Below are 25432 nucleotides of genomic sequence, written 5' to 3' on the forward strand. Positions count from 1 at the left end.
CGAGTCAGGATAGGTGGTGGGCCAGCCCAGGTGCGGCACCACGGCGTCGAGCCGCGCCACCGGTCACCCGGGTCAGGTGCGCGCCGCCCCCGGAGCCAGCTGCCACCCTTCTGGGAAACGCTCGGCGAGGCCGAGCGCCTCGAGCCGGGTCAGCGCGGTGCCCGCCGTCTTCGGGTGCATGCACGCCGATCTCGCGATGTCGAGCTGTGGCAGCGGCTTGGTCACCGGGACCGCGTCGAGGACCTGCTTCTCGACCGACGTGAGCGAGTCGCGGCGGCGTACGGGACCACGGGGCTCGGTCGGCAGGGCCTCCCCTGCGTCGCCGATGAGCTCGCGCACGTCGAGCCCGTCGGTCACCAAGACACCCGTACCGCTGCGTACGAGCTCGTGGGTGCCGACCGAGGTGGCGGCACCGATCTGCCCCGGCACCGCCATCACCGGGGTGTTGATCCGGTAGGCCCAGTTGGAGGTGTTCAGAGAGCCGCTCCGCGCCGCTGCCTCGACCACCAGCGTGCCGCGGGCCAGGGCGGCGATGATCCTGTTTCGGCTCAGGAACCGGTAGCGGGTGACCGGGAGCCCGGGCGCGATCTCGGAGATCACCGCACCGCTCTCGGCGATCGCGTCGATCAGGCGGCTGTTGCGCAGCGGGTAGGGAACGTCGACGCCCCCGGCGAGCACCGCGACGGTGCTCCCCGGTGGGCCGGTGAGTGCGCCGCGATGTGCGGCGGAGTCGATGCCGACGGCTGCCCCGGAGACGGTCACGAAGTCGTGGACCGCCAGGTCGGCGGCGATCCGCGCAGCGGCGTCGGCGCCATAGGAGGTCGCGTCCCTGGATCCGACAATGGCCACGGACCGGTCGAGGTCGCTGAGCAGGAGCGGGCCCCGCACCCACAGCCCGAGCGGGGTGCCGGTGCGGTACTGGACATGCTCCTGCCCAGCGAGCCGGTCGACCTGGACGGGCCATTCCTCATCGCCCGGGATGACGTAGCGGAACCCGGCGCGGCTCGCCCGTTCGAGGTCGCGGTCGGGATGGATCTGGGCGAGCCGAGATCTGGCGTCGCGACCGTCGTCTCCCAGGGCTGGGTCCTCCTCGGCGAAGCGTCGGTAGAGATCGGTCGCGGTGGATCCCACCATGCAGCTGTCGATCAGCGGGGTGCCGGGCTCGACCAGCTGGGTGAGCGCGATCCTGGCCAGACGCTCGCGCTCGAGCTCGGCGACGGAGAGGGGCGTGGTCGCTGTGGTCATGCCGGCCGCCCCTCGACGGCGGCGACCCGGAGCGTGCCGCCAGCGCGCAGCTCGAGCGCCGTCTCGGTCTCGGCGACTCCCGGCCAGTCGACTCCGGCAAGGTCTGCCACCGTCCACGCCAGGCGATGCACCCGCACCGCGCCGCGACGGGTCAGGGCTCCGGAGAAGATCCGCGAGTCGATGAGCGCCTCGGCCGAGGGCGGCAGCCGCCAGTTGTCGCGCAATGCGATCCCGCTGGCCTGTCCGTTGAGGCGCCAGCCGAAGTCGGCATAGCGCTCGTGCTGGCGGCGCCTGGCCGCTGCGACCCGCGCGCGGATGTCAGCACTGCACTCCGAGCCCCACGGGTCGTGGTTCTGCTCGGCCATCGGCCGCAGGGTGCGGGTGATGTCGATGCGGTCGGTGATCGGGCCGGAGACCTTGCGGGCGTAGGTCTGTCGCTCGGCGGATCGGCAGATGCAGCCGTCCTTGGTGACCGTGCCGTCGTAGTTGCCGCACGGGCACGGGTTGGCGGCGAGCACGACGAGGCCGCGCGCCGGGAGCGTGACCGACTCCTCCCCTCGCGAGACCGTGATGTCACCGCTCTCCAGCGGCTCACGCAGACACTCGATGACGTCGCTCTTGAACAGCGGGAACTCGTCGAGGAAGAGCACGCCGGCGTGGGAGAGCGAGACCTGGCCGGGTCGGACTCGGCCGGAGCCGCCGCCCACGATCCCTGGTTTGGACGCATCGTGGTGCGGTGCGGAGAACGGCGGTCGGGTGAGGAGACCGCGATCGACATCGAGTACGCCGGCCAGCGACTGCACCGCCATCACCTCGAGCGACTCCTCGCGGGAGAGATCGGGCAGGATCGTCGGGATCCGCTCCGCGATCGATGTCTTCCCGCAGCCCTTGGGGCCCTTCAGGAGCAGGTGGTGACCGCCGGCGGCAGCGACCTCGACCGCGTAGCGGGTCTCGGGCATGCCGCGCAGGTCTGACATGTCCATGTCGTCGAGCCGCCGTTCGCCGCGCCAGCCGAGCAGGCTGCCGCCGGTGCCGGTCGCGACCCGAGGCGCGTCAGGGATCGGCTCGCCACGTAGCTCCGCCACGACCTGGGCCAGCGAGCGGAAGCCCAGGATCTCCATCCCCGGGACCATCCGCGCCTCGGCGACCTGTGGCTCGGGAACGACCACACGCGCGATCCCCGCCTGCGAGGCGGCGAGCACCATCGGCAGCACGCCCGAGGTCGGGCGCAGCCCGCCGTCGAGGGCCAGCTCGCCGATGAAGACGGTGCGTTCCAGGCCGATCGGCTCGATCTCACCGCACGCCGCGAGGATGGCCAGCGCCATCCCCAGGTCGTAGTGCGAACCACCTTTCGGCAGGTCGGCCGGCGAGAGGAGCACGGTGATCCGCTTGGTCGCGGGCCACGCCAGCTCGGAGTTGATGATCGCCATCCGCACCCGGTCGCGGCCCTCTGCCAGCACGCTGTCGGCTCGACCGACCAGGGTCACTCCGACCATGCCCGGTGAGACGTCGGCCTGCACGTCGATCAGATGCCCGACCGCACCGCGAAGCGCGACGCCGTGTGCTCGCGCGTAACCCATCACAGGCCCCTGACGTGCTCGACCAGAGCCGCCCCGCGGGGCGACTGCATCACCGCGACGAGGTCGACCCGGATGCCCGGAGCCCGCACATCGTGCTCGTCGAGCCAGGCCATCGCCAGCCGCTTGAGCCGGTCGAGCGTGGTCGTGTCGACCGCTTCGTGCGGCGTGCCGCACCCGTCATGGCTGCGGGTCTTCACCTCGCAGACGACGAACGTGTCGGCATCGCGCAGGATCAGGTCGATCTCGCCCTGACCGCACCGCCAGTTGCGGTCGAGCACGGTCATCCCCGCCTCGACCAGATATCGCTCGGCGACCGACTCGCCGTAGTTTCCCAGCGCGATCCGCGCTGGTGCCGTTGAACTCATCATGGACCTCCTGCCCTTCGGCTTCGAGGTCCAGACTCATCGTGGGCACCGACAATCGGAGCCGGTTTCGGGGCGCCTGGGGATAACCCCGGATCGAACCTGCCCTGTGGACTGCAAGTGGCCCGAGATCGCCCCGGGATCAGCCGACGATCAGTCCAACGGCTCGTCGATGTCGGTCGGGTTGAGCGTCTCGACGTTGACGTCCTTGAAGGTGAGCACCTTGACACCCTTCGCGAACCGAGCGGGCCGATACATGTCCCAGACCCATACGTCATTCATCGACACCTCGAAGTAGACATCCCCCGAGTCGGCCCGTGCCCGCACATCGACCTGGTTGCACAGATAGAAACGGCGGTCGGTCTCGACGACGTACTTGAAGATGCCCACCACGTCGCGATACTCGCGATAGAGGGTCAGCTCCATCTCGGTCTCGTACTTCTCGAGATCCTCCGCGCTCATGCCGCCGCCCCCGTCGAGGACGGCGAAGAACACGGCCGCGGCCTGAGGTCGCTGGTCGCTCGCTGACGCTCGCTCATGCCTACGACTCTAGAGCCAACACCCGCGGAGTGCCGGGAAGACTCCACGAGCGCCGGTGATAGGCCGAAGGCCCGAGGCGCTCGAGCGCGGCGATGTGAGCAGGAGCCGAGTAGCCCTTGTTGTCGGCCCAGGCGTAGTCGGGGAACTCCTCGTGCAGCGCGACCATCAGCGCGTCGCGCGAGGTCTTCGCCAGGATCGAGGCGGCCGCGACGGCCGCGCACTTCATGTCGGCCTTGATCATCGTGGTCACCGCAGGCACCGCGACCTCCTCGACCATCGTGGAGACCTCGCCGAAGAGCCCCTCCTGGACCGGTGGCGTCAGATAGTTGTGGTTGCCGTCGAGCAGCAGCGCATCGGGACGTACGCTCAGGGCGCTCAGCGCTCGCTGACCCGCCAGCCGCATCGCGGCCATGATCCCGACCTCGTCGATCTCGGAGGCCAGGGCGTGCCCGACCGCGGAGTCGACGGCCCAGCGGCGCACCTTCGGTGCCAGCCTGTCGCGGACCTCGGGCGCCAACAACTTCGAGTCGCGTACGCCTTGGGGTGCCGTGCGCGTGTCCGCGGAGATCACCACGATGCCGATCGAGACCGGTCCGCACAGCGCACCGCGCCCCACCTCGTCGACGGCACCGAGGTGGGTGACGCCTCCGCGCAGCATCGATCGCTCGACCCGCAGGGTGGGGGCAGCACTCATCGTGACGGCACCGCCTCGAAGCTGTCGGGGCGGTGGATCCACTTCGCCCGGTTCAGCGGCCATCCCAGCGCGACGACCTTGCCGACCACGTTGTCCTCCGGCACCCACGGCACCAGGGCGCAGTCGGTCTCCTCGGCGGTGCACATGTGCACGGTGGAGTCGGCGGAGTTGGACCGGTTGTCGCCCATCACGAACAGCGATCCCTCGGGCACGCGCTCCGACTTCCAGTGACGGGATCCGGGCATCGGCCCGAAGCACTCGCCGTCCTTGTTGGGACGGCCGCACTTGGTACGCGAGGGTCGCGCGTAGGGCTCGTCGATCGCGACGCCGTTGACCATCATCCGGCCCTGCTTGTCGCAGCACTCGACGACGTCACCGGGCACGCCGATGACCCGCTTCACCAGATGGCCGCCCTCCGGGTAGAGGCCGATCACCGAGAGGCCCTTGCCGAGCAGGTTGTCGGGCCCGCCGCCCTCCGCGACACCGAGCCAGGAGCCAGGGTCGGAGAAGACCACGACGTCACCGCGCTTCGGTGTGCCGGAGAGCCAGTAGGACGGCTTCTCGACCAGCACCCGGTCGTCGGTCGAGACCGTCGGCCCGCCCTGCAGGCCGGGCTCCATCGACTCCGAGGGGATGTAGAAGGCCTGGACGAAGAACGCCTTCACGACGATCGCGACGAGCACCGCCAGAACGACGAGGACGATGCCCTCCTGCCACGCGGACAGGCGCGGCTTGCGCTCCTGCTCACGACGGGAGCCGCCACGGCGCCCCTGCTCTTCGGGAGCCCAGCGCGGCGCCTGCTCAGATGAGAAGAACGACCGCGATCCCTCCATCTCGGGCCGGTTCCAGTTGGCCTGGGGCCTGGCGCCGACGGAGGGGTCGCGGTCGTTCGAAGTCACGCGGTGAGTCTAGAGACTCCCACCACAACGAGCCTCATCGACTCGCTATGTTCAGGGACCTCTCAGGCCTCCCGACGCTCCTTGATCTTGGCCTTCTTGCCGCGCAGGTTGCGCAGGTAGTAGAGCTTCGCGCGGCGGACGTCACCACGGGTGGCGACCTCGATCTTCTCGAAGATCGGCGAGTGCAGCGGGAACGTACGCTCCACGCCCACACCGAAGGAGACCTTGCGGACGGTGAAGGTGCGGCCGACGCCGGAGCCGTGGACGCGGATCACGACACCGGTGAAGACCTGGACACGCGAGCGGGTGCCCTCGACGACCTTGACGTGGACCTTGACGGTGTCGCCGGCGCGGAACTCCGGGAGGTCGTCGCGCTTGCTGGCGTTGCCGATCTCAGCGAGTAGGTTGCTCATGTTCTCTCCTCGCGCTCGCCACAGGCCGATCGCGGTATTCTCAAAGCCCCAGAGGGCAGTCTTTGACGGGTGGTCCAGTCGCGTTGGCCGGCGGCACACGGTTCCCCCTGTGGCAGGAGCCCGTCGCGACACCTCCGGGTGTGTTCTTCGGAGCATGCTTCGGCCGACTGGACCGGCTCACAAGTCTGCCACAACGCCACCGATGGCCGAGAATTGCGACAACCGTGCAGTTGCCGCGCAGAGACCGCAGACGTACGCGGCCGCCCGGCGCCCGTGCAAGGATGCCCCCGTGACCGACGCCGGCTGGCCGCCGCACACCTATGTGACTCGCCCCTACCGCCAGCGGATCCCGCGTGGCCCGCGCGCCGACCGGCTCCTGCGCGAGGTCACGGTGGCGATGCCGGCCCGCATCGCCGAGCTCGAGGTTCCCCTGGAGCGGCCGGTGGCGGCGATGACGACCGCCAGCGCGGGCGCGCTGCGTCATCTCGACCTGGTCCACGGGCGCACCATGGCCGGCCTCAACCACCTCCAGCTGCGCACCGAGGCGATCGACTCCTCCAAGATCGAGCACGTCGAGGCGAGCCTGGCCGACTACGGGCGGGCGCTGCTGGGGATCGGCGCGAACGCCTCGGCGGTCTCGATGGCCTCGGCGACCCAGGCGATGGAGCGGCTGATCCGGGAGGCCGACACCACCCGCAAGATCACCTCCGACGCGATCCTGCAGGCACACCGCGACCTGTTCGCGCGCGACCCCGACGAGGCGGCCGGCGCCGGCAGGTTCCGCACGGTGCAGAACTGGGTCGGTGGCTCCGACTACGCGCCCCGCGACGCCCTCCACGTGCCGCCCCCGCCCGAGACGGTCCTCGGCCACATCGAGGACATGGTCGCCTTCGCCAACCGCGACGATCTCTCTCCCATCGCCCAGGCCGCGATCGTGCACGCGCAGTTCGAGTCGATCCACCCGTTCATCGACGGAAACGGCCGCATCGGCCGGGCGCTCATCCACGCGGTGCTGCGCAGGCGGCGCGCCTCCCGCCACCTGGCGGTGCCGATCGCGTCGGCGCTCGTCTCCCACCGCGACCGCTACTTCGCCGCGCTCAACGACTACCGGGCAGGCTCCGTGGCCACGATCGTCGCGATGCTCGCCGCCTCGACGACGATCGCGACGACCGAGTCGTGGAAGACGGCCGAGACTCTGGAGAGCGTGCGGGCCAGCTGGGGCGAGGCGGCCGGCGGCCCACGACCGGGGTCTGCTGCGTACCGGCTCCTCGACCTCCTGACCGAGGAGCCGATCCTCAACGCCCGGCTCGTCACCGAGCGGCTCGGCATCGAGGATCCCGAGGCCACGATCGACGCTCTGGAGCGCGCCGGTGTCCTCACCCGCGCCAGGCGCACCCGCCGCTCCCCCGTCTGGATCGCCCCGGCTGTGCTGGCCGAGGTCGAGGATCTCAGCGCCCGCATCCAGCTTCAGGCCCGGCAGCTTCCGTACGGACCGCGCTGACGGGCCGGGATGCTCACCGAGCTACCTCGGTGAGCATCCCGGCCCGTACGCCGTGAATCAGCCGTGGATCAGCCGAGCTCGGAGTAGCCCGGCTCGTGGAGCACGGTGTCGATGCCGGCGACCTCGTCCTCCTCCTTGGCGCGGAAGCCGATGGTCTTCTCGATCACGAGGCCGATGACGAAGGCGATCACGAACGAGTAGGCGATCACGGTGAGCGAGGAGAGCACCTGAGCGCCGAGCAGCTTGGCGCTGCCACCGAAGAAGAGGCTGCCGCCGGTGAGCGACTCCATCCCGAAGATGCCGACCCAGATGCAGCCGATGAAACCGGCGACGAGGTGGATGCCGACCACGTCGAGGGTGTCGTCGAAGCCGAGCTTGAACTTGAGCTCGACGGCCAGGGCGCAGACGGCACCGGCGACGAGACCGAGCACGAGCGCCCAGACCGGGCTGAGGAACGCACAGGCCGGGGTGATGGCGACCAGACCGGTCACGATGCCGGAGGCGGCACCGACCGCGGTGGGCTTGCCGTCCTTGAGCTGCTCGACGACGATCCAGCCGATCAGGCCGGCGGCCGGGGTCAGCACGGTGTTGAGGAAGATCAGCGAGGTCTGGCCCTCGTCGGCACCGAAGACACCGGTGTTGAACCCGAACCAGCCGAACCAGAGGATCGCGGTGCCGATCAGCACCAGGGGTACGTTGTGAGCGACCGTCTCCTCCTTGGAGAAGCCGATCTTGCGGCGACCGAGCACGAGAGCGAGCGCCATCGCGGCCGCACCGGCCGACTGGTGGATCACCGTGCCGCCGGCCCAGTCGAGGGAGCCGCCGAGGCCGTAGACGTTGTTGGCGAGCCAGCCGTAGAAGTTGCCGTCGGCGTCCACGCCCCAGATCCAGCGGAAGGTCGGGAAGACCACGAAGGTGGCGAAGAAGACCGCGAAGATCATCCACGGCCAAAAACGCGCGCGGTCGGCGACGGCACCCGAGACCAGCGCGACCGTGATGATGCAGAAGGCCACCAGGAAGGCGTGGCCGCCGAAGAGGTTTCCGGCGTCGCCACTACCGGCGGAGGTGACGAGGTCGGTCATCCCGAAGTCCTCGAACGGGTTGCCGAAGAGCTTCGTGCCACCGCTGGTGCCGTTGCCGGCGATGCCGGTGCCGCCGTAGAGGACGTACAGGATCGTGACGACGGCCATCGAGCCGAAGCTCAGCATCATCATCGAGACGACGGACTTGGCCTTCACCAGGCCGCCGTAGAAGAAGGCGAGGCCGGGGGTCATGAAGATGACCAGGGCCGCGCACAGGAGTTGCCATGCAAGTTCGACAGACATTCAGTGCCTCATAGGTGTCGGGACGGGGCTATGACGCCACGCGAGCCACGTCGCTCGTCGTACGTATTGCCCGGCATCGTTGCCAGGCAACGTTTCAGAGACCGATGTCTGGTGTTACGGAAAAGTAACAGAGTTGGCGGTTGCCGATTCTCAGCGGCGAGAGCCGCGGTTCTTCGTCAGGATCACGGCGCCCGTCGGCGCCTCCAGGTCGCGGCGCAGCCGGAATCCGGCCTTCTTGTAGAGCTTCAGGTTGCGCTCGCTCCTGGCGCCCGTGAAGAGCCGGAAGCTCCGCGCGCCCGCCGGCGCCACGGCCTGGATGTGCTCGAACAGCCGGCGCCCGAGCCCACGACCCTGGAGGTCGGGGGCCGACATCAGCCGCCCGATCTCCCACACGTCGCCGTCGAGCCGGCCGCGTACGGAGCCGACCAGCCGGCCCGCGGCGCGCACGACGTAGACATCATGGGTCTCCAGCGCACGCAGGGTGTCGTCGAGCGACTCGTGCAGCGGCGGGATCTCGATGCCGGGGTTGGCGTTGAGCTCCTGCACCCAGCAGGCGAGCTGAAGGGTGTGGAGCTCGGCGGCATCCGCGCGTACGGCGGGCACGATCTCCCACTCGCTGCCCTCGCCGAGCCCGGCCGCCTGGGAGGCATGGAGCAGGTCGGGGCGGCGCAGGGACGTACGCTCCACCGCCTGCTCGTGGCGCCACTGCGCGATGCGCTTGTGGTCGCCGCTGAGCAGCACCTTCGGCACCTCGAGATCGCGCCAGGAGGACGGCTTGGTGTAGCCCGGATATTCGAGCAGGCCGTCCTCGTGGGACTCCTCCACGAGCGACTCGGCGTTGCCCATGAAGCCGGGGAGCAGGCGTACGACGGCCTCGGTGATCGCCATCGCCGCGACCTCTCCCCCGTTGAGCACGTAGTCGCCCAGGGAGATCTCGCGGACCTCGGCGCGGGTCGCTGCATGGTCGAGCACCCGCTGGTCGATGCCCTCGTAACGACCGAGGAGGAAGACGAGCCGCTCGCGGCTGGAGAGCTCGCGGGCGAGCGCCTGGGTCATCGGCTCGCCGCTCGGGGTGGTCACGACCACGGTGGCGCCGTCGATCGCCAGCTCGTCGAAGGCCTCGCCGAACGGCTCGGGTTTCATCACCATGCCGGCGCCACCGCCGTAGGGCGTGTCGTCGACGGTGCGGTGCTTGTCGTGGGCCCAGGCCCGGAGGTCGTGGACGTGCATCTCGAGCAGGCCCGATTCGATCGCCTTGCCCGGAAGGCTCAGCCGCAGCGGTGCGAGATAGTCGGGGAAGATGGTGAGGTAGTCGAGCCTCACTGCTCGCCCTCTTCGGTGTCGTCTTCGGTGTCGTCGGCGAACGGCGTGACCAGGCCGGGGCGGTCGGCGATGACGACCTTCTTCTCCGCCAGGTCGACGACCGGCACCAGCGCCTTCACGAACGGCACCAGCGCGTCGCGTCGGTCCGGGGTGCGGATCGTGAGCAGATCCTGGGCTCCCCCGTGGACCAGCGCCTTGACCGTGCCCAGCTCGCGGCCGTCCTCGTCGAAGGCCGCGAGGCCCACGAGCTGGTGGTCGTAGAACTCGTCGGGGTCGTCGGGCGACTCGTCGGCCGGTACGTCGGCGAAGAGCAGGGTGCCTCGAGCGGCCTCGGCCTCGTTGCGGTCGGCGATCTCCTCGAAGGCGACCTGGAGCACCTGCCCGTGCCAGCGGGCACCCTCCACCGTCAGCCGCTTGGCGGCGTACGCCGATCCCTTGGGCGGCTGCGTGCGCAGCACCGACCCCTGGGCGAACCGCCGGTCAGGCTCGTCGGTGCGCGCTTCGACGGTCACGAACCCTCGGATGCCGTGCGGCTTGCCGATCCGTCCGACCAGCACCTCGATCATGTCCACGAGGGCAGCCTATGGGGTGGCGTACGCCGGGCTGAACTCCTCAGGGCGGTCGGCGGCGCGGCGGGGTAACACGTCGTTCGTGGGACTATCCGGTCGTTCAGATAGGGCGAGTAGTCCTACGAACGACGTGTTACCCCCAACTGAGCCCGACCGACCCCCGAAATGAGCGACGGGCGCCACCCCCGGAGGGGTGACGCCCGTCGTAGGACTCAGCCTGGTGCTCAGCGACCGCCGTCGACGTCGACGAAGTCGACCCGTGCGCCGCCCTTGCCGGCCAGCGCGGAGATGACCGTGCGGAACGCGGTGGCCGTGCGGCCGCCGCGACCGATCACCTTGCCGAGGTCGTCGGGGTGGACCCGGACCTCGAGAACGGAGCCGCGACGAAGCTGCTTGTCACGCACGCTCACCTCGTCGGGGTTGTCGACGACTCCTCGGACGAGGTGCTCGAGAGCTTCGGAGAGCATGCTGCTCAGGCCTCGGCCTCAGCAGCAGCCTCGCCCTCGGCGGGCGCGGCCTCGGCCTTGGGCTCCTCGGCCTTGTCGGCCTTGGGCTCCTCAGCCTTCTTGGGCTCCTCAGCCTTGTCGGCCTTCTCGTCCTTCTTGGCCTTCTTGGTGACGGCCTCGGAACCGGCCGACGCGTGCGCCTCGGCGAGAGCCTTGTTGAAGAGCTCGAGCTTGTCGGGCTTGGGCTCGGCGAACCGGAGGGTGCCCTCGGTGCCGGGGAGGCCCTTGAACTTCTGCCAGTCGCCGGTCACCTTGAGGATCGCCTCGAGGGCCGGGCTCGGCTGGGCGCCGACGCCGAGCCAGTACTGGGCGCGCTCGGAGTCGACCTGGATGAAGCTCGGCTCCTCCTTGGGACGGTAGAGACCGATCTCTTCGATGACGGCGCCGTCGCGCTTCTTGCGCGAGTCGACGACGACGATGCGGTACTGCGGAACCCGGATCTTGCCCAGGCGCTTCAAGCGGATCTTGACAGCCACTGTTGGTGGTATTCCTTTGGAATCGAATATGGGTGAAGAAGCCCGTGTCGGTGTGGGGACACCCGTCAGGCAGCTTCGGCGGGCACTGTTGCGCTGGGTGAGAGGGTCCCTGCGCACAGGACACACCCACCAGTTTGCCAGAGTCGATCAGGCACAAGAAATCCTTGGCCCGGACCCGGGATCAGGGCCGACCATAGACCTTCCCCCGCAGCACGACCGCGACCGGACGCCCCATGACGGTGAGGTCGGCGAGCGGGTCACCGTCGTAGACGACGAAGTCGGCGGGGTCGCCCTCGGCGAGGCCGGGGTTGTGGCCGAGCCACTCCCGCGCGCGCCAGGAGGCGCCGCCGAGGACGACATCGGAGGGAAGGCCGAGGTCGCGCATCGCCATGATCTCCTCGTGGATGACGCCGTGACGCTGCGCGCCGGCGCCGTCAGAGCCCGTGTAGAGCGCCACCCCGGCCTCGTGGGCGCTCATGATCGTCTCGCGACGGCGGGCGTAGAGGTCCTCCATCGTGGCGGCGTACGTCGGGAACTTGGGCCCGGCAGCAGCGGCGAGGTCGGGGAAGATCTCCAGCTGGGCGACGGTGGGCACCAGGGCGGTGCCCTGCGCGGCCATCGCCTCGACGAGATCGGGGCTCAGGCCGGTGCCGTGCTCGATGCAGTCGATGCCGGCCTCGATCAGGCCGGGCAGCACCTCGTGGCCGAAGCAGTGGGCGGTGACCTTGGCGCCCTGGTCGTGGGCGACCCGGATCGCCTCGGCGAACGACTCGGCCGGGAACGACGGCTTCAGGTCGCCTTCGGCCCGGTCGATCCAGTCGCCGACCAGCTTGACCCACCCGTCGCCCGACTTCGCCTGCCGCTCGACGGCCTGGGCCAGGCCGTCGGGCTCGACCTCGTCGGCATAGTTGCGCATGTAGCGCTTCGTACGGCCGATGTGGCGTCCGGCGCGGATCAGCCGGGGCAGGTCGTCGCGCTCCTGCACCCACCGCGTGTCGGCGGCGGAGCCGGCATCACGCACGAGCAGCGCACCGGCGTCGCGGTCGGCGACGGCCTGGGCCTCGGCGGTCTCCTGGTCGACGGCACCGTCGGGCCCCAGCCCGATATGGCAGTGGGCGTCGACCAGGCCGGGCACGATCCAGCCCGACGCCGCGGTCTCCGCCCCCGACGGCCGCTCGTAGGTGATGCGGCCGTCGAGGACGTAGAGGTCGCGCACCTCTCCATCGGGAAGGACCGGTCCGGAGAAGTGCAGCGCAGTCATGTGAGGCAGGTTACCCAGACGAGGCTCACTTCGAACCTGGCACATCGACACCGGCGGCCTCGAGCACGGGCACGTGCTGGGCCAGCGGGATGACCTGTCCGGTGACGACGTTGGTCTCGTCCCAGCCGATGGAGGTGGGTACGCCGACGAGCTCGCCGTCGTCGTTGACCGCCGCCCCGCCGGAGTTGCCGCCGGAGATGCGGGCGGTGACGTCGAAGACGGCGCGGTCCTCGTCCTTGAAGGAGAGGATGGTCGCCACGTTGCCCGAGGCGACCGTGGGCGGCTGGAAGAAGGCGCCCTCCTTGTCGCGGAAGCTCTCCTTCGGCAGGCTCGGGAAGCCGATCGTGGCGATGAAGTCGCCGCGGTCGACCGACGCCGAGTCGCCGAGCGTGATCGTGGGCAGGTCGAGCGAGCTCGGGTCGACCGGGTCGCCCTTGCCGTCGGCGACGATCTGCACGACCGCGCTGTCGATCTCGCCGTCGGACTCGATGACCTTGCCGACGTAGTCGGGCTCGCCGACCTTGTAGTTCTGCGCCGGGTCGGTCATGTGGATGTTCACATACTCCGGCGAGACCTCGCCGCGAGCGGCTGCCTCCGGCACCTTCCCCGGGTCGGCGACGTGGGCGTTGGTGAGGATCTTGCCGTCCTTGGTGACGATCGAGCCCGACCCCATCGCGACCGTGTCGTCGGTGGGCGCATAGGTGATCCAGACGGCAGCGCGCTGGGCCCGGTTGAGCTCGGCCTTGGTCAGTCCGGTGTCCTGCGCCGCCGAGTCACCGCCGGGCACGACGAACATCGCGACCACCAGACCGATGACCACCACGGCCGCGGCCGCGCCGATCCCGCCCCACAGCAGCAGCCTGTTGCGGCGCTTCGCCGCGGCGCGGGCGACCTCCACCTCGGCGGAGTAGATCGGGATGACCTTGAGGATCTCACCGGCGACGGGGTGGCCGAGCCGGATCTCGCTCTCCTCGTCGATCGCCTCGCTCGCCAGCGGCTTCCCCTTGAGGAAGGAGCCGGCCTGGGAGCCGTTCTCGAAGGTCCAGCCGCCCGGCTTGGCCACCAGACGCGCGTGCTGACGCGAGACGCCCTGATCCTCGAGCACCACCGAGTTGTCGGAGGAGCGGCCGATGGTGACCGTGACCGGGTGGCGGAAGCGGTGCTCCTTGCCCTCGGCGACCAGCAGCAGGTCGGGCCCGGTCGGCTGGCTCGGCGGCTCGCCCGGCGCGCCGGGACGCGCCTTCCCCGGCACGATCGTCATCTCGGAGATCTCGTGGTCCGAGGAGGACGGCGGGCTCCCGGCCGGGGCCGACGGCCTGCTCGGCGGTGCCGCGGGCACGGCCGCGGGAGCAGGAGCGGAGGGAGCAGGCGGTGCCGGCGGCGGGGTCGAGGTGGGCGCTGCCGTCGCCGTCGTCGGAGGAGGCGGCGGCGCGGGCGCCTGGGCGCGCGGAGCGCCCGCTGCCAACGGCGCGTCGTCGAGAGTGACGGTGATCGTCGAGCCCGGCCCCGCCGGGCCGAGCTGGATCTGGGTCGCCCCGGTCAACGGCACCTCGGTGACACGGCTGCCGGCGACGTACGTCCCTCCGGCGGAGCCGACGTCGACCAGCTTCCACCCGGCGGGATCGGGTCTGAGCTCGGCATGGGCGCGAGAGACCGAGGTGGAGGCGAGCACCACATCGGCGTCGATCGAGCGCCCTATTCTGACGATCTTGTCGGGTGGGAAGCTGAGCGCGCGTCCCGATACGTCTACGCGAAGCGTCTGCATGCACAGATCATGCACCGAGTTGGCCCGATCCGGGTGTCACGAATCGAGGATTCGCGAACTCGGATCGAGCCAACTTCGTCTGCGCCGCTCAGCGGCGGGTCCTCAAGCCGTGTCCGAAGGCGTAGAGCGGGTCGTAGTCGGCGTCGCCGACGTTGATCGGCTCCTGGTCGACCGAGCGCGGCCAGGTCACCGGAAGCTTGCCGGTGAACGCTCGCTTCCCGAAGAGCACGTCGGCCACTCCCCTGCCCTCGCTGCCTGGCAGCCAGCAGGCCACCAGCGCGTCGATCTGGCCGAGCAGGTCGGGCGGGACGATCATCGGGCGTCCGGAGACGACGAGCACGGTGCAGGTCGCTGCCGCCGCACAGACCGTCTCGATCGCCGCGGTGTCCTCCTCGCTGATCTGCATGGTCAGCGGCGGCCGGAGCTCGGTCTCCCCCGGGTCGTAGCCCCACTGCGGGCCGCCGACGTCGCCGAACCCCTCGGCGTAGGGGTGCTCGCCGACCACGACGACGCCGTGGGCCCCCGCCGGCACCGGCGCGGAGGCGTCGGGCGAGTGGGTCACCTCGCCGCGGGCGGCGGCCGAGATTCCGTCGAGGATCGTGTCGCCCGGGATCTGGTGGGTCGAGTTGCCCTGCCAGCTGATCGTCCAGCCGCCGGCCTGGTCACCGATGCTGTCGGCCTTGCTGCCCGCGACATAGACGTCGTCCCCGCCCGAGAGCGGCAGCGTACGGTGCGAGTTCTTCAGCAGCACCTGCGACTTCGCGACCGCCTCCCGGGCCACGCGACGGTGCGCTTCGCTGCCGATCTCGTCGATGTTGCGCCGGTCGGTGAACGGCTTCTCGAACAGGCCCAGCTCGAACTTGGCGGTCAGGATGCGCGAGACCGCGTCGTCGATGCGTGCCGTCGGGACGGCGCCGTCCTCGACGGCCGAGGTCAGCGTCTCGATGAACTGCGGATAGCCGACGGGATCGCCGGAGAACGGCTCCATGAACATGTCGACGCCGGCGTTGACCGAGGCGGCCACCTGCTCGGCGTACGTCCCCGGGATCTGGTGGATCGCCCGCCAGTCGGAGATCACCAGGCCGTCGAAGTCCCGCTTCTCCTTGAGCCAGCCGGTGACCAGCTCTTTGTTGGCGTGCATCTTGACCGGGTTGCCGAGGCCGTCGTCGGTCCAGTCGACGCTGGAGAAGGACGGCATCACCGAGCCGACGTCGTGCTTCTTGACGGCGGCGATGTAGGGCGAGAGGGCCAGCTTCTCGAACTCGGCACGCGAGGTCTGCGTGATGCCCTGGTCGACGGTGTAGTCGCCCTCACCGGTGCCGAAGACGGTGAAGCCGTCGCCGGCGAAGTGCTTGGCGGTCGCGAGCACGCGGTCAGGGTCGTCCAGCTGGCCCTGACGGCCCTGGAACCCCTCGATCATCTGCGACATCTTGGTGGCCAGCTTCGGGTCCTCCCCGAACGACTCGTACGTCCTCCCCCACCTGTCCTCGCGGGCGACGCAGATGCACGGCGCGAAGGTCCACTGCGGCCCGGTGGCGCGGGTCTCCTCGGCGGTGATGTGGCCGATCCGCTCGGCGAGCTTCGGATCGCGCGTCGCACCCAGGCCGATGTTGTGCGGGAAGACGGTGGCACCGTGGAGGTTGTTGTGGCCGTGGACGGAGTCGACGCCGTAGAGCAGCGGGATGCCGAGCCGGGTGGAGAGAGCCTGCTCCTGGAAGGCGTCGACCGTGTCGGCCCAGGCCTCCGGGGTGTTGCCGTCGGGGACGGAGCCACCACCGGAGAGCACGCTGCCGAGGCCGAGCTCGGCGATCTGGCCGGGGTCGTCGACGACGTCGACCCGCTCTGCCTGGGCCATCTGTCCGACCTTCTCGGCGAGGGTCATCCGGGCCAACAGGTCGTCGACCCTCTTCTCGGTCGAGAGACGCGGGTTCTTGTAGGGCGTCGTGTGATCGGCGCGCGTGGGCGCGTCGGCGGCGGGCACATCGGTGGGCACATCGGCGGGCACGGCGCTGGACGCGGGGGCGACGAGGAGCGTGGCGCACAGCAGCCCGGCGAATGCCGAGGCTCCGATCGCGCCGCGCCGTCTGTGGGGAGTTCGCACGGGACAGGCCTCCTGAGATCGAACCGCGAGCTCTCCGATGAGCCGGCGGGAGCACTCGTGAGAGCGCTTCCACATCGTGACGTCGATCACATTGGAGGTCAACGGCTACGCGTGCGTAATAGCCGAAGGTCCTGGCTGCGGTCCGACCCGGCCATGCCCCGGGTCAGGCTCAGATCTGGTCGAGCAACCAGGACGGCCCGAGCGCGGTGGCACCGCCGCAGCGAGCCTGCAGCATCCGGTCGGCGGTCACCAGCGTCACCCGGTCGCCCTTCGTCACTGCCTCACGGACGACGTCGACGATCGCCGCGTCGCCGTCCTTCGGCGCATGGACGGTGCGGACGTGGGCATCCTTGCCAGCACGTACGCCGCCCTTGGCCTGCCCCTCCAGCACCAGGACGATCTTGTCGTGCGGGAGATCGGCCACCAGGAGCGCCTCGTGCAGCCGCCGCGCGGCGCCGGCGCGGTCCTTCCACCAGCCGTCGGGGCGGGAGCCGACGACGTTCGCGCCGTCGACGACCATCACCGTTGCCATACGGCCCAGAATATGGTGTCGGCGTCGTCGCCCGATGCACGGCCCTTGCTGCAACTTCGGCACTTGTGCGCGGAAGTTGCGTGTCGTGATCGGCTGCGAGGGGCTACTCCCGCGCATGTGCGTGGAACTGGCTGGCGACTCGTCAGCTCTCCGACGCGATCCCGTCGAGCACCGAGGCGATGAACGGGGACTTCCCTGCCCGGTAGGCCGTCCTGTCTTCGTCATCGGCGGCGGAGAGCCGGCGTTTGATCGCGGCGTACGTCTCGCGGTCTTCGGCATTCGTGCGCAGGTGGTCGCGGAAGGCCAGCCAGGTCGGCCACGCCTCCGAGGACTTCTCGACCACATGCAGGTGATGGGTGCGATAGGCGACCGACGGCGAACACCACGACCACTTACGTTGCTCGACGTCGCCAGGCTCAGGGGCCGCGACCCAGCCGACATCCCTCAGCGCAGGCAGGGTGCTTCCCGCCGCCTCGTAGGAGGTCACCACGGCGAGCATGTCGATGATCGGCTTGGCGGGCAGGCCGGGCACTGACGTACTCCCGATGTGCTCGACCGCGCGCACCAGCTGATCCTCCAGGATCGGTTCCACCAGCGACCGCGCCGACTCGAACGACCCCGCCCAATGCGGGGAGTGGTCGACGACGACGATGCGGTCGCCGCGGGTCACTTCAAGAACTTGGAGAAGTCCGAGGGCAGGTTGAGCTCGGCGGCAGCCTTCTCGTAGTCGATCTCCTCGCCGCCCTGGGTGCCGAACGGGTTGGCGGCGGCCGGCTTCTTGGCGGCGTCGGCCTTGGCCTGCTGGGCGGCCTTGGCCGGGTTGCCGGACTTGCGCGCGCCCTTGCCCTTCTTCTTCTGGGCGACCTGCTTGGCGCCGGCGCGCTTGCCGAAACCGGCACCGGGAGCGCCCGGCATTCCGGGCATACCGCCACCGGAGGCGAGCTGCTTCATCATCTTCGAGGCTTCGGTGAAGCGCTGGATGAGCTGGTTGACGTCGGAGACCTGACGGCCCGAGCCCTTCGCGATGCGGGCGCGGCGGGAGCCGTCCAGGATCTTCGGGTTGGCGCGCTCGGCGGGGGTCATCGACTGGATGATCGCCTTGATCCGGTCGATCTCGCGCTCGTCGAAGTTGTCGAGCTGCTCGCGGAACTGGCCCATGCCGGGCAGCATCCCCATCAGCTTCGACATCGAGCCGAGCTTCTGCAGCTGCTGCATCTGCTTGAGGAAGTCGTCGAGCGTGAACTCGCCGCTCGCGATCTTGGCCGCGTCCTGCTCGGCCTGCCCCTGGTCGAAGGTCTTCTCGGCCTGCTCGATCAGGGTGAGCATGTCGCCCATGTCGAGGATGCGGCCGGCCATCCGGTCGGGGTGGAACAGGTCGAAGTCGGTCATCTTCTCGCCGTTGGAGGCGAACATGACCGGCTTGCCGGTGATCTCGACGATCGACAGCGCCGCACCACCGCGGGCGTCACCGTCGAGCTTGGTGAGCACGACACCGTCGTAGCCGACGCCGTCGAGGAAGGCCTGCGCGGTGTTGACCGCGTCCTGACCGATCATCGCGTCGACGACGAAGAGCACCTCGTCGGGGTTGACCGCCGCCTTGATGTCGGAGGCCTGCTTCATCAGCTCCTCGTCGATGCCGAGGCGGCCGGCGGTGTCGACGATGACGACGTCGTGGAGCTTGCGCTTGGCCTCCTCGACCGCGTCGCGAGCGACCTCGACGGGGTTGCCGACGCCGTTGCCGGGCTGCGGCGCATAGACGGGGACGTTGACCCGCTCACCGTTGACCTGGAGCTGGTTGACCGCGTTGGGCCGCTGCAGGTCGGCGGCGACCAGGAGCGGAGCCTTGCCCTGCTCCTTGAGCCACAGCGCGAGCTTCGCGGCCAGGGTGGTCTTACCGGCACCTTGGAGACCCGCGAGCATGATGACGGTCGGGCCGGTCTTGGCGTAGCGGAGCCGGCGGGTCTCGCCGCCCAGGATCGTGACCAGCTCGTCGTTGACGATCTTGACGATCTGCTGGGCGGGGTTCAGCGCCTGGCTGACCTCCTCGCCGCGGGCGCGCTCCTTGACCTTGGCGACGAACGCACGCACCACCGGCAGGGCGACGTCGGCCTCGAGCAGCGCGATCCTGATCTCGCGTGCGGTGGCATCGATGTCGGCATCGGTGAGGCGGCCCTTGCCCCGGATGTTCTTGAACGTCGTGGCGAGCCGGTCGGAGAGCGTGGCGAACAAAGCGGTCCTTCAGCAGTAACGAGATGTGGGTCCAAGACTAACGAACGGATGTACGTGGGGTGCTATTCGGCAGCCCCGACCGCTCGCCGAGTCACCTCGGTCAGCGCTCGAGAGCAGCACGCACCGCGTGGGCCGCCTCGGCCGCCCGCTGGTCGCCGAGCGCCCCGGCATGGGCCTCGTGCAGGTAGAACACGTCGACGGCCTGAGGACCGAGCGTGGAGATGTGCGCGGAGCGTACGGCGATGTCGAGCCTCGTCAGGGCCGCCGCGACGGTGTGGACGACGCCCGGGCGGTCGATCGTGCGCACCTCGAGGACGGTGGCGGTGCTCGACGCCTCCGGACGTACGACGACCGAGGGCGGCCTCGCCGACGCGGCCGCGCTCGGCGCCAGCCGCTCGGCCGGGTCGAGTCGGCCCTCGGTGATCGCCGAGAAGCGGGTGCGGAGCACGGCGGAGTCGACGTAGCTGTCACCGACGTCCCACACGCTGACCGCGAACGCTCCCTGCTGCCACACGCGACAGGCACGCACCGGCAGCCGGGCGATCGCGAAGGTCGCGGCCAGGTCGGCGAGCAGACCGATACGGTCCGGCGCGATCGCCCACACCCGGGCACCGTCGGCGAGCGGCTCGGCCCGGAACGACGCCGCCCCGGAACGTACGCCGTCGGGGATCTCGACCGCGTCGTAGGTGCGCTCCTGGGCGTCGATGCCGGTGTCGAGGACCTTCGCGGCCCGGCCGGCGAGGTCACGGACGAGCCGGGCGCGCCAGGTGGTCCAGGCCTTCGGGCTGGTGGCGCGCGCATCGGCCTCGGTCAGCGCGGTCAGGAGCGCGAGCGCCTCCGCCTCCCCCATCGTCTCGACCACGAGGTCGACGGTCGCCGGGTCGTCGGGGTCACGGGTCGTCGCGGTGGTCGAGAGGAGCAGGTGCCGGCGCACCAGCTGGGCGATCAGCTCGACCTCTTCGGCCGGGAAGCCCATCCGGGCGGCGATCCGGCGGGCGATCGGCTCCCCCGCGACGCTGTGCTCGGTCAGCGAGCCCTTGCCGATGTCGTGGAGCAGCGCGGCCGCCAGGAGCACGTCGGGGCGAGCGACGCGCGGCAGCAGCGGCACCGCCTCGATGCAGGTCTCGATGGTGTGCCGGTCGACGGTGTAGCGGTGGATGATCGAGGCGTGCGGGAGCAGCCGGATGCGCTCCCACTCGGGCAGGATCCGCGAGATGGCGCCGGTCTCCTCGAGCGTCTCCCACACGGCCAGCAGCCCTCGACCGGCACCCAGCAGGCGTAGGAAGAGCTGGCGTGCCTCCTCCGGCCACGGGTCGGGCAGCTCCGGGGTGTCCTTGGCCAGGCGCGCGGCCGTCGGCGGGGCCAGCGCCACCCCGTGCTCGGCGGCCGACGCCGAGGCCCGCAGGAGCATCAGCGGGTCGCGCGCCGGACGGGCGCCGGGCACGAGCACGACCTCTCCCGAGGAGAGCGCCAGCCCGCCGCCGAGCGGCGTCAGCCGAGGTCGGCGCGCCGCCTTCGCGGGGGGCCGGTCGAGCACTCCGTCGACCCGTCGCCAGGCCAGATGGGAGAGGTGGGTGAGGCGGCGGCCGATGGTGCGTACGTGGGCCTGCGCCGTGCGTGCGTCGGCCAGGTCGAGCCGATCGGCGAGCTCGTCCCACATCTCCGGCACGATCCGGTCGCCGGCGCGCCCGGCGATCTCGTGGACGAGGTCACGCACGTCGAGGAGGGCACGACGAGACGCCTCGAGCTCGACCGCCGGGACGTCGACGAGCCAGGTGGCGACGATCGCCTTGATCACCACGGCGTCTCGCAGGCCCCCGGCCATCTCCTTCACCTCGGGCACCGAGGCGTGCGCGAGCTCACCGGCCCGGCGATGACGCTCGAGGCTCAGCGACCTCAGCTCGGGCAGCAGGGCGCGGGCGTGCCTGCGCCAGTGCGCGAGCATCGTCGTACGCAGCCGCAGCACGAGCCCGCGGTCGCCGGCCAGGTGCCGGATGTCGAGCAGCCCCAGCGCGACCCGCAGGTCACCGGTCGAGGCGGAGAGCATCTCGGAGAAGGAGCGCACCGAGTGGTCGAGCTCGGGCGCTACGTCCCAGAGCGGATACCAGACCTGCTCGGACACCGCTCCCGGGGAGACCTCGTCGTCGTGGACCAGCACGACGTCCCAGTCGGAGAACGGTGCGAGCTCACCGCGCCCGTAGCCACCGACCGCGACCAGCGCGACCCCGACCTCGGGGCCGTCTGCGGCTGCGTACGCCTCGGCGCACTGCGCATCGGCAGCGGCGGTGCGCTCCGCACGGCCCTCAGCGCTCACGCGAGGCACAGCTCATCGAGACTCGGATGACAGGTCGGCCGGCACGTCGCTGGCGCGGTCAGATGGCGCTGTCGTCGCGGTCGCCGGTGCGCACCCGGACGATCGTCTCCAGCGGCGAGACCCAGACCTTGCCGTCGCCGATGCGCTCGGTCTTGGCCGAGGTCTCGATGGCGTTCACGACCGCGTCGACCTCGTCGTCGGGCACAGCGATCTCGATGCGGATCTTGGGCACCAGCGCGACGTCGTACTCAGCACCTCGGTAGACCTCGGTGTGGCCCTTCTGACGCCCGTAGCCGGACACCTCCGAGACGGTCATGCCGGTGACGCCGACAGCCTCGAGGGCGACGCGGACGTCCTCCCACTTGTGGGGTTTGATCACTGCGGTGACGAGCTTCATTTCTCTCCTCCGGTGGGGAATCGGTGGGCCGAGACTCGGGGCGAAGCCTAGTTGGCGCGCGCGGTCTCGGCTCAGAGCGCCTCGGTGTCGCGGGCGCCCGTGCGCACGCGGACGACCGACTCGATCTGGCTGAGCCAGACCTTCCCGTCGCCGATCCGCCCTGTCTGCGCGGCCTTCACGACGATGCCGACGACGTCTTCGGCGTCCTCGTCCTCGACCACGATCTCGATGCGGATCTTCGGCACCAGGGCGATGTCGTACTCGGCACCTCGGTAGACCTCGGTGTGGCCCTTCTGCCGGCCGTAGCCGCTCACCTCCGAGACGGTCATGCCGGTCACGCCGAAGGCTTCCAGAGCCCCGCGTACGTCCTCCCACTTGTGGGGTTTGATCACTGCGGTCACGAGCTTCACGAGATGGCGCCTCCAGAGGTCGTTGGTCCTGTCATCGTCGCCGCCACCTTCGCCCGATCAGGTTTCGACACCCCGAAGGCCGTGTTTCCACTGTGTAACAGAGTGTTGGTCCGTACGTCGCCAAAGCGTCAAAACTGGCCGGATTTGCCCCGCGCCGGACACTCCTGAAGCCGCCAAAGGTCGCTACCCTCGTCGCATGTCGCACTACGCCGTCGAGATCGACCTCGAACAGCCCAACACGAGTCATGTGCAGGTCATCGATCTGGCCTCTGCTGCCTCGGGGCCGGAGACCGGCGCCACGCGGGTCCTCGACGTCGGCTGCTGGACCGGCGAGGTCGGCCGCATCCTGACCGAGCGCGGCTGCAGCGTGACCGGCATCGAGATCGACACCGAGGCAGCGCGTCTGGCCGAGAAGGTGCTCGACCGGGTCGTCGTCGCCGACCTCGACGAGAAGCCGCTGACCGAGCTGGTCGAGCCGGGCTCGTTCGACGTGGTGATCTTCGCCGATGTGCTCGAGCACCTCGTCGACCCGAGGGCGGCGCTCGAGCAGGCCCGCGAGCTGCTCGCGCCGGGCGGGCGGGTGGTCATCTCGATCCCCAACGTCACCCACGGCTCGGTGCGGCTCGCGCTGCTCCAGGGGCGCTGGCAGACCACCGAGACCGGCCTGCTCGACCGCACCCACATCAAGTTCTACTCGCGCGAGGGGCTGGCCACGCTCTTCACCGAGGCCGGCTACGCGATCGAGGACCTGCGCGGCACGACCGCCGACCCGCTCAACGTCGAGGTCGCCATCGACCCGGCCGACCTTCCTGAGGCGAGCGTGGAGTGGGTGCGCCGCCAGCCCGACGCGCTCGTCTACCAGTTCCAGCTCTCCGCCCGCCCGCTCGCCGACGGTGAGAGCTCGGCGGCAGTGCCCGATCTCGTCGAGGCCGCTCCGGCCGAGGACGTACGCCTGCGCGACGCGCACACGAAGCGATTCGAGGAGGTGCACCGCTCGCGGCTGGCCACCCGCGACCACATCCTCGGCGTGCAGGCCTCCGCCAACTCCGCCCAGGCGCGGGTCGGTGTGCTGTCCAAGCAGCTGCGCGAGTCGCGAGCGATCAACAAGCGCCGCCGCGAGCGGATCGAGCGCCTGCGCGGCAAGGTCGCCGGCCTCGAGGCCGACCTGACCTACGCGACCCGCCACCCGGTGCGCAACTTCGGTCGCCGCGTCGTACGCCGCCTCCGCCGAGTCGGCGCATCCTGACCGAAATCCACGTCGAGTCGGCTCGTCCTGACCAAAAATCACGTCGAGTCGGCGCGTTAGAACGAGCCGACTCGGCGATGGATCTGGTCAGAACGGGCCGACTCGACGCAGTGGTCGGTCAGCGGACGCCGTTGGAGTAGCCCTCGCGGACGTGCTCGTAGCTGCCCCAGCGGTTGTTCATGAAGTCCTTCTCCCAGTCGTGGACGGCGTTGTCACGGCTCACGGACTCGAAGTGGAAGAGCACGACCTCGTGCAGCCAGACGAGCCGCAGCCCGAGGGAGCGGCGCACCTTGAGGCACAGGTCGACGTCGTTGTAGTTGACCGGCAGCCGCTCGCTGAACCCGCCGGCGTCGAAGAAGACCTCACGCCGCATCGCCACGCACGCGCCGGTCAGGGCCGAGGTCTCCCGGTTCATGTGCAGCTCACCGTGGTTGCCTCGCTCGTCGGGGCGTGACCGGTAGTAGGCGTGGGTGATGGTGCCGCTGCCGTAGACCAGCCCGGCGTGCTGGATGCGGAGATCCTCGAAGAGGAGCTTGGGGCCGGTCATCCCGACGCCCGCCTCGCGCAGCGGAGCGATCAGGTGCTCGATGACCCCCTCGGAGTAGGCCTCCATGTCGTCGTTGAGGAAGACCAGCACGTCGCCCGAGGCGTGCGCGGCGCCGACGTTGCACTTGGCGCTGAAGCTGAACTTCTCGGTGAACTCGACCAGCTTGATGTCGGCGCCCTCGATCGCCCGCAGCGCATCGAGCACCGGGGCCGGCGTCGGGGTGTCGTAGACGATCACGAACTCGAGGTTGCGGTGCCGGGAGGAGGCGACCACGGAGCGCACCGTCTCCACGACCATCGCGCGCAGATGGCCCCACACGATCGCGCTGGTGCCGATGGTCGGGATGATCACGCTGACCGGTGTGTCCAGGTCGGGCTCGCGCTCGACCCGGTAGAGGCCCGGCGAGACGCCGCGCTCGGCGCGTGCGCGGATGCCGAGCCGGTCCAGATGAGCCTGCACGGCGCGTACGCCGGCCTCCCAGGCGTACGGCTTGGCCTGGTTGTCGGCTGCGGCCGACCCCGGCACCTGACGCCAGTGGTAGAGCGCGCCGGGCACGTGCACGATGCGGCGGGCGCGCTCGCTGACCCGCATCACCAGGTCGTGGTCCTGGGAGCCGTCGAAGCCCTCGCGGAAGCCACCGACCTCCTCGACGATCGAGCGCCGGAAGACCGAGAAGTGGGTGCAGTAGTTGTGGTGGCGCAGCCGCTCGGGCGACCAGTCGGGCTTGTAGTAGGGGTGGACGAGCTCGCCCGTGTCGGTCATCAGGTCTTGATCGCTGTAGGCGTAGTCGAGATCCTCGAACCGGTCGTAGGCGTCGACCATCTTCTCCAGGGCGTTCGGCTGGAGCACGTCGTCGTGGTCGAGCAGCGCGATCAGCTCGCCGGTCGCCTCGGCCAGCGACGAGCTGGAGGCGGCCACGATGCCGCCGTTCTCGGCACGCTCCACGATCCGCACCCGAGGCTCTGCGGCCGCCAGCTCGCGCAGCCTCGGCAGCACCCAGGGCTCCGGCGAGCAGTCGTCGCTCAAGATCCACTCCCAGTCGGCGAAGCTCTGGGCGAGGACGGAGGCGATCGTGTCCTCGAAGGCATCGGCGGGCGGGTTGTAGACAGCGGTGATCAGCGAAACCCGAGGCGACGACATGCACCCAGCCTATGGGGCGCCACAGATAGGGTGAGGGCCGACATCCCATCGTCTCGG

Annotated in this window: 24 protein-coding genes; 2 read left to right on the top strand and 22 right to left on the bottom strand. The window is 70.0% G+C overall.

Annotation, left to right across the window (positions count from 1 at the left end; translation table 11 throughout):
- Positions 1 to 72 precede the first annotated feature (72 nt).
- From FB381_RS16305 to rplS, 7 genes are all read right to left on the bottom strand, one after another.
- Positions 73 to 1245 carry a DNA-processing protein DprA gene (locus FB381_RS16305; protein ID WP_141781256.1) on the bottom strand — a complete coding sequence of 391 codons (1173 nt, stop codon included), beginning with the start codon at positions 1243 to 1245 and terminating at the stop codon, positions 73 to 75.
- Positions 1242 to 2825 (bottom strand): YifB family Mg chelatase-like AAA ATPase, encoded by a 1584-nt coding sequence (locus tag FB381_RS16310; protein ID WP_170225185.1) that lies wholly within the window; start codon positions 2823 to 2825, stop codon positions 1242 to 1244. Before FB381_RS16310 ends, FB381_RS16305 begins: the two co-directional genes overlap by 4 nt.
- On the bottom strand, positions 2825 to 3190 hold the full coding sequence (locus tag FB381_RS16315; RefSeq protein ID WP_141781258.1) for a YraN family protein: 366 nt from the start codon (positions 3188 to 3190) through the stop codon (positions 2825 to 2827). Before FB381_RS16315 ends, FB381_RS16310 begins: the two co-directional genes overlap by 1 nt.
- Before the next feature lie 150 nt (positions 3191 to 3340).
- Positions 3341 to 3649, bottom strand: coding sequence for a DUF2469 domain-containing protein (locus FB381_RS16320; protein WP_141782825.1), 309 nt, complete (start codon positions 3647 to 3649; stop codon positions 3341 to 3343).
- A gap of 79 nt (positions 3650 to 3728) precedes the next feature.
- Complete coding sequence (locus tag FB381_RS16325; protein WP_246088156.1) at positions 3729 to 4421, bottom strand: ribonuclease HII; 693 nt, start codon at positions 4419 to 4421, stop codon at positions 3729 to 3731.
- Positions 4418 to 5320, bottom strand: coding sequence for a signal peptidase I (gene lepB / locus FB381_RS16330; protein ID WP_141781259.1), 903 nt, complete (start codon positions 5318 to 5320; stop codon positions 4418 to 4420). The genes FB381_RS16325 and lepB overlap by 4 nt, the downstream gene beginning before the upstream one ends.
- A gap of 62 nt (positions 5321 to 5382) precedes the next feature.
- The gene (gene rplS, locus FB381_RS16335) at positions 5383 to 5733 is read right to left on the bottom strand and encodes a 50S ribosomal protein L19 (protein WP_141781260.1); all 351 of its coding nucleotides are present in this window, start codon (positions 5731 to 5733) and stop codon (positions 5383 to 5385) included.
- Positions 5734 to 6022: 289 nt separating this feature from the next.
- Between rplS and FB381_RS16340 the strand changes: the two genes are divergently transcribed.
- Entirely contained in the window at positions 6023 to 7234 is a 1212-nt protein-coding gene (locus FB381_RS16340; RefSeq protein ID WP_141781261.1) for a Fic family protein, read from the top strand.
- 68 nt (positions 7235 to 7302) lie between these two features.
- On the opposite strand, the gene FB381_RS16345 is transcribed toward FB381_RS16340, so the two are convergent.
- From FB381_RS16345 to FB381_RS16410, 14 genes are all read right to left on the bottom strand, one after another.
- Positions 7303 to 8559, bottom strand: coding sequence for an ammonium transporter (locus FB381_RS16345; RefSeq protein ID WP_141781262.1), 1257 nt, complete (start codon positions 8557 to 8559; stop codon positions 7303 to 7305).
- Between the two features lie 150 nt (positions 8560 to 8709).
- Positions 8710 to 9882, bottom strand: a complete 1173-nt coding sequence (trmD, locus tag FB381_RS16350) for a tRNA (guanosine(37)-N1)-methyltransferase TrmD (RefSeq protein ID WP_141781263.1) — start codon at positions 9880 to 9882, stop codon at positions 8710 to 8712.
- A complete protein-coding gene (gene rimM, locus FB381_RS16355; RefSeq protein WP_141782827.1) occupies positions 9879 to 10448 on the bottom strand; it encodes a ribosome maturation factor RimM in 570 nt (189 codons plus the stop codon). The genes trmD and rimM overlap by 4 nt, the downstream gene beginning before the upstream one ends.
- Positions 10449 to 10675: 227 nt before the next feature.
- Complete coding sequence (locus FB381_RS16360; RefSeq protein ID WP_141781264.1) at positions 10676 to 10918, bottom strand: RNA-binding protein; 243 nt, start codon at positions 10916 to 10918, stop codon at positions 10676 to 10678.
- A gap of 5 nt (positions 10919 to 10923) precedes the next feature.
- Positions 10924 to 11433 carry a 30S ribosomal protein S16 gene (gene rpsP / locus FB381_RS16365; protein ID WP_141781265.1) on the bottom strand — a complete coding sequence of 170 codons (510 nt, stop codon included), beginning with the start codon at positions 11431 to 11433 and terminating at the stop codon, positions 10924 to 10926.
- Positions 11434 to 11614: 181 nt separating this feature from the next.
- Entirely contained in the window at positions 11615 to 12694 is a 1080-nt protein-coding gene (locus tag FB381_RS16370; protein ID WP_141781266.1) for an amidohydrolase family protein, read from the bottom strand.
- Positions 12695 to 12719: 25 nt separating this feature from the next.
- Positions 12720 to 14459, bottom strand: coding sequence for an FHA domain-containing protein (locus tag FB381_RS16375; protein ID WP_141781267.1), 1740 nt, complete (start codon positions 14457 to 14459; stop codon positions 12720 to 12722).
- Between the two features lie 88 nt (positions 14460 to 14547).
- Complete coding sequence (locus tag FB381_RS16380) at positions 14548 to 16560, bottom strand: glycoside hydrolase family 3 protein (RefSeq protein WP_246088157.1); 2013 nt, start codon at positions 16558 to 16560, stop codon at positions 14548 to 14550.
- A gap of 169 nt (positions 16561 to 16729) precedes the next feature.
- Positions 16730 to 17092 (bottom strand): hypothetical protein, encoded by a 363-nt coding sequence (locus tag FB381_RS16385; protein WP_141781268.1) that lies wholly within the window; start codon positions 17090 to 17092, stop codon positions 16730 to 16732.
- Positions 17093 to 17234: 142 nt separating this feature from the next.
- On the bottom strand, positions 17235 to 17762 hold the full coding sequence (locus FB381_RS16390; protein ID WP_141781269.1) for a GrpB family protein: 528 nt from the start codon (positions 17760 to 17762) through the stop codon (positions 17235 to 17237).
- On the bottom strand, positions 17759 to 19321 hold the full coding sequence (ffh, locus tag FB381_RS16395; protein ID WP_141781270.1) for a signal recognition particle protein: 1563 nt from the start codon (positions 19319 to 19321) through the stop codon (positions 17759 to 17761). The genes FB381_RS16390 and ffh overlap by 4 nt, the downstream gene beginning before the upstream one ends.
- Before the next feature lie 100 nt (positions 19322 to 19421).
- Entirely contained in the window at positions 19422 to 21635 is a 2214-nt protein-coding gene (locus FB381_RS16400) for a [protein-PII] uridylyltransferase (protein ID WP_170225186.1), read from the bottom strand.
- Positions 21636 to 21693: 58 nt separating this feature from the next.
- Entirely contained in the window at positions 21694 to 22032 is a 339-nt protein-coding gene (locus FB381_RS16405; protein WP_141781272.1) for a P-II family nitrogen regulator, read from the bottom strand.
- Positions 22033 to 22103: 71 nt separating this feature from the next.
- On the bottom strand, positions 22104 to 22442 hold the full coding sequence (locus FB381_RS16410) for a P-II family nitrogen regulator (RefSeq protein WP_141781273.1): 339 nt from the start codon (positions 22440 to 22442) through the stop codon (positions 22104 to 22106).
- Positions 22443 to 22638: 196 nt separating this feature from the next.
- Here FB381_RS16410 and FB381_RS16415 point away from each other — a divergent pair, with 196 nt between their 5' ends.
- The gene (locus FB381_RS16415; protein WP_170225187.1) at positions 22639 to 23688 is read left to right on the top strand and encodes a class I SAM-dependent methyltransferase; all 1050 of its coding nucleotides are present in this window, start codon (positions 22639 to 22641) and stop codon (positions 23686 to 23688) included.
- Positions 23689 to 23806: 118 nt separating this feature from the next.
- On the opposite strand, the gene FB381_RS16420 is transcribed toward FB381_RS16415, so the two are convergent.
- Positions 23807 to 25375: a glycosyltransferase gene (locus FB381_RS16420; RefSeq protein WP_141781275.1), complete on the bottom strand. Its 1569-nt coding sequence runs from the start codon at positions 25373 to 25375 to the stop codon at positions 23807 to 23809.
- Between the last annotated feature and the right edge of the window lie 57 nt (positions 25376 to 25432).

The organism is Nocardioides albertanoniae (assembly GCF_006716315.1).
In the GTDB taxonomy this organism is placed as follows: domain Bacteria; phylum Actinomycetota; class Actinomycetes; order Propionibacteriales; family Nocardioidaceae; genus Nocardioides; species Nocardioides albertanoniae.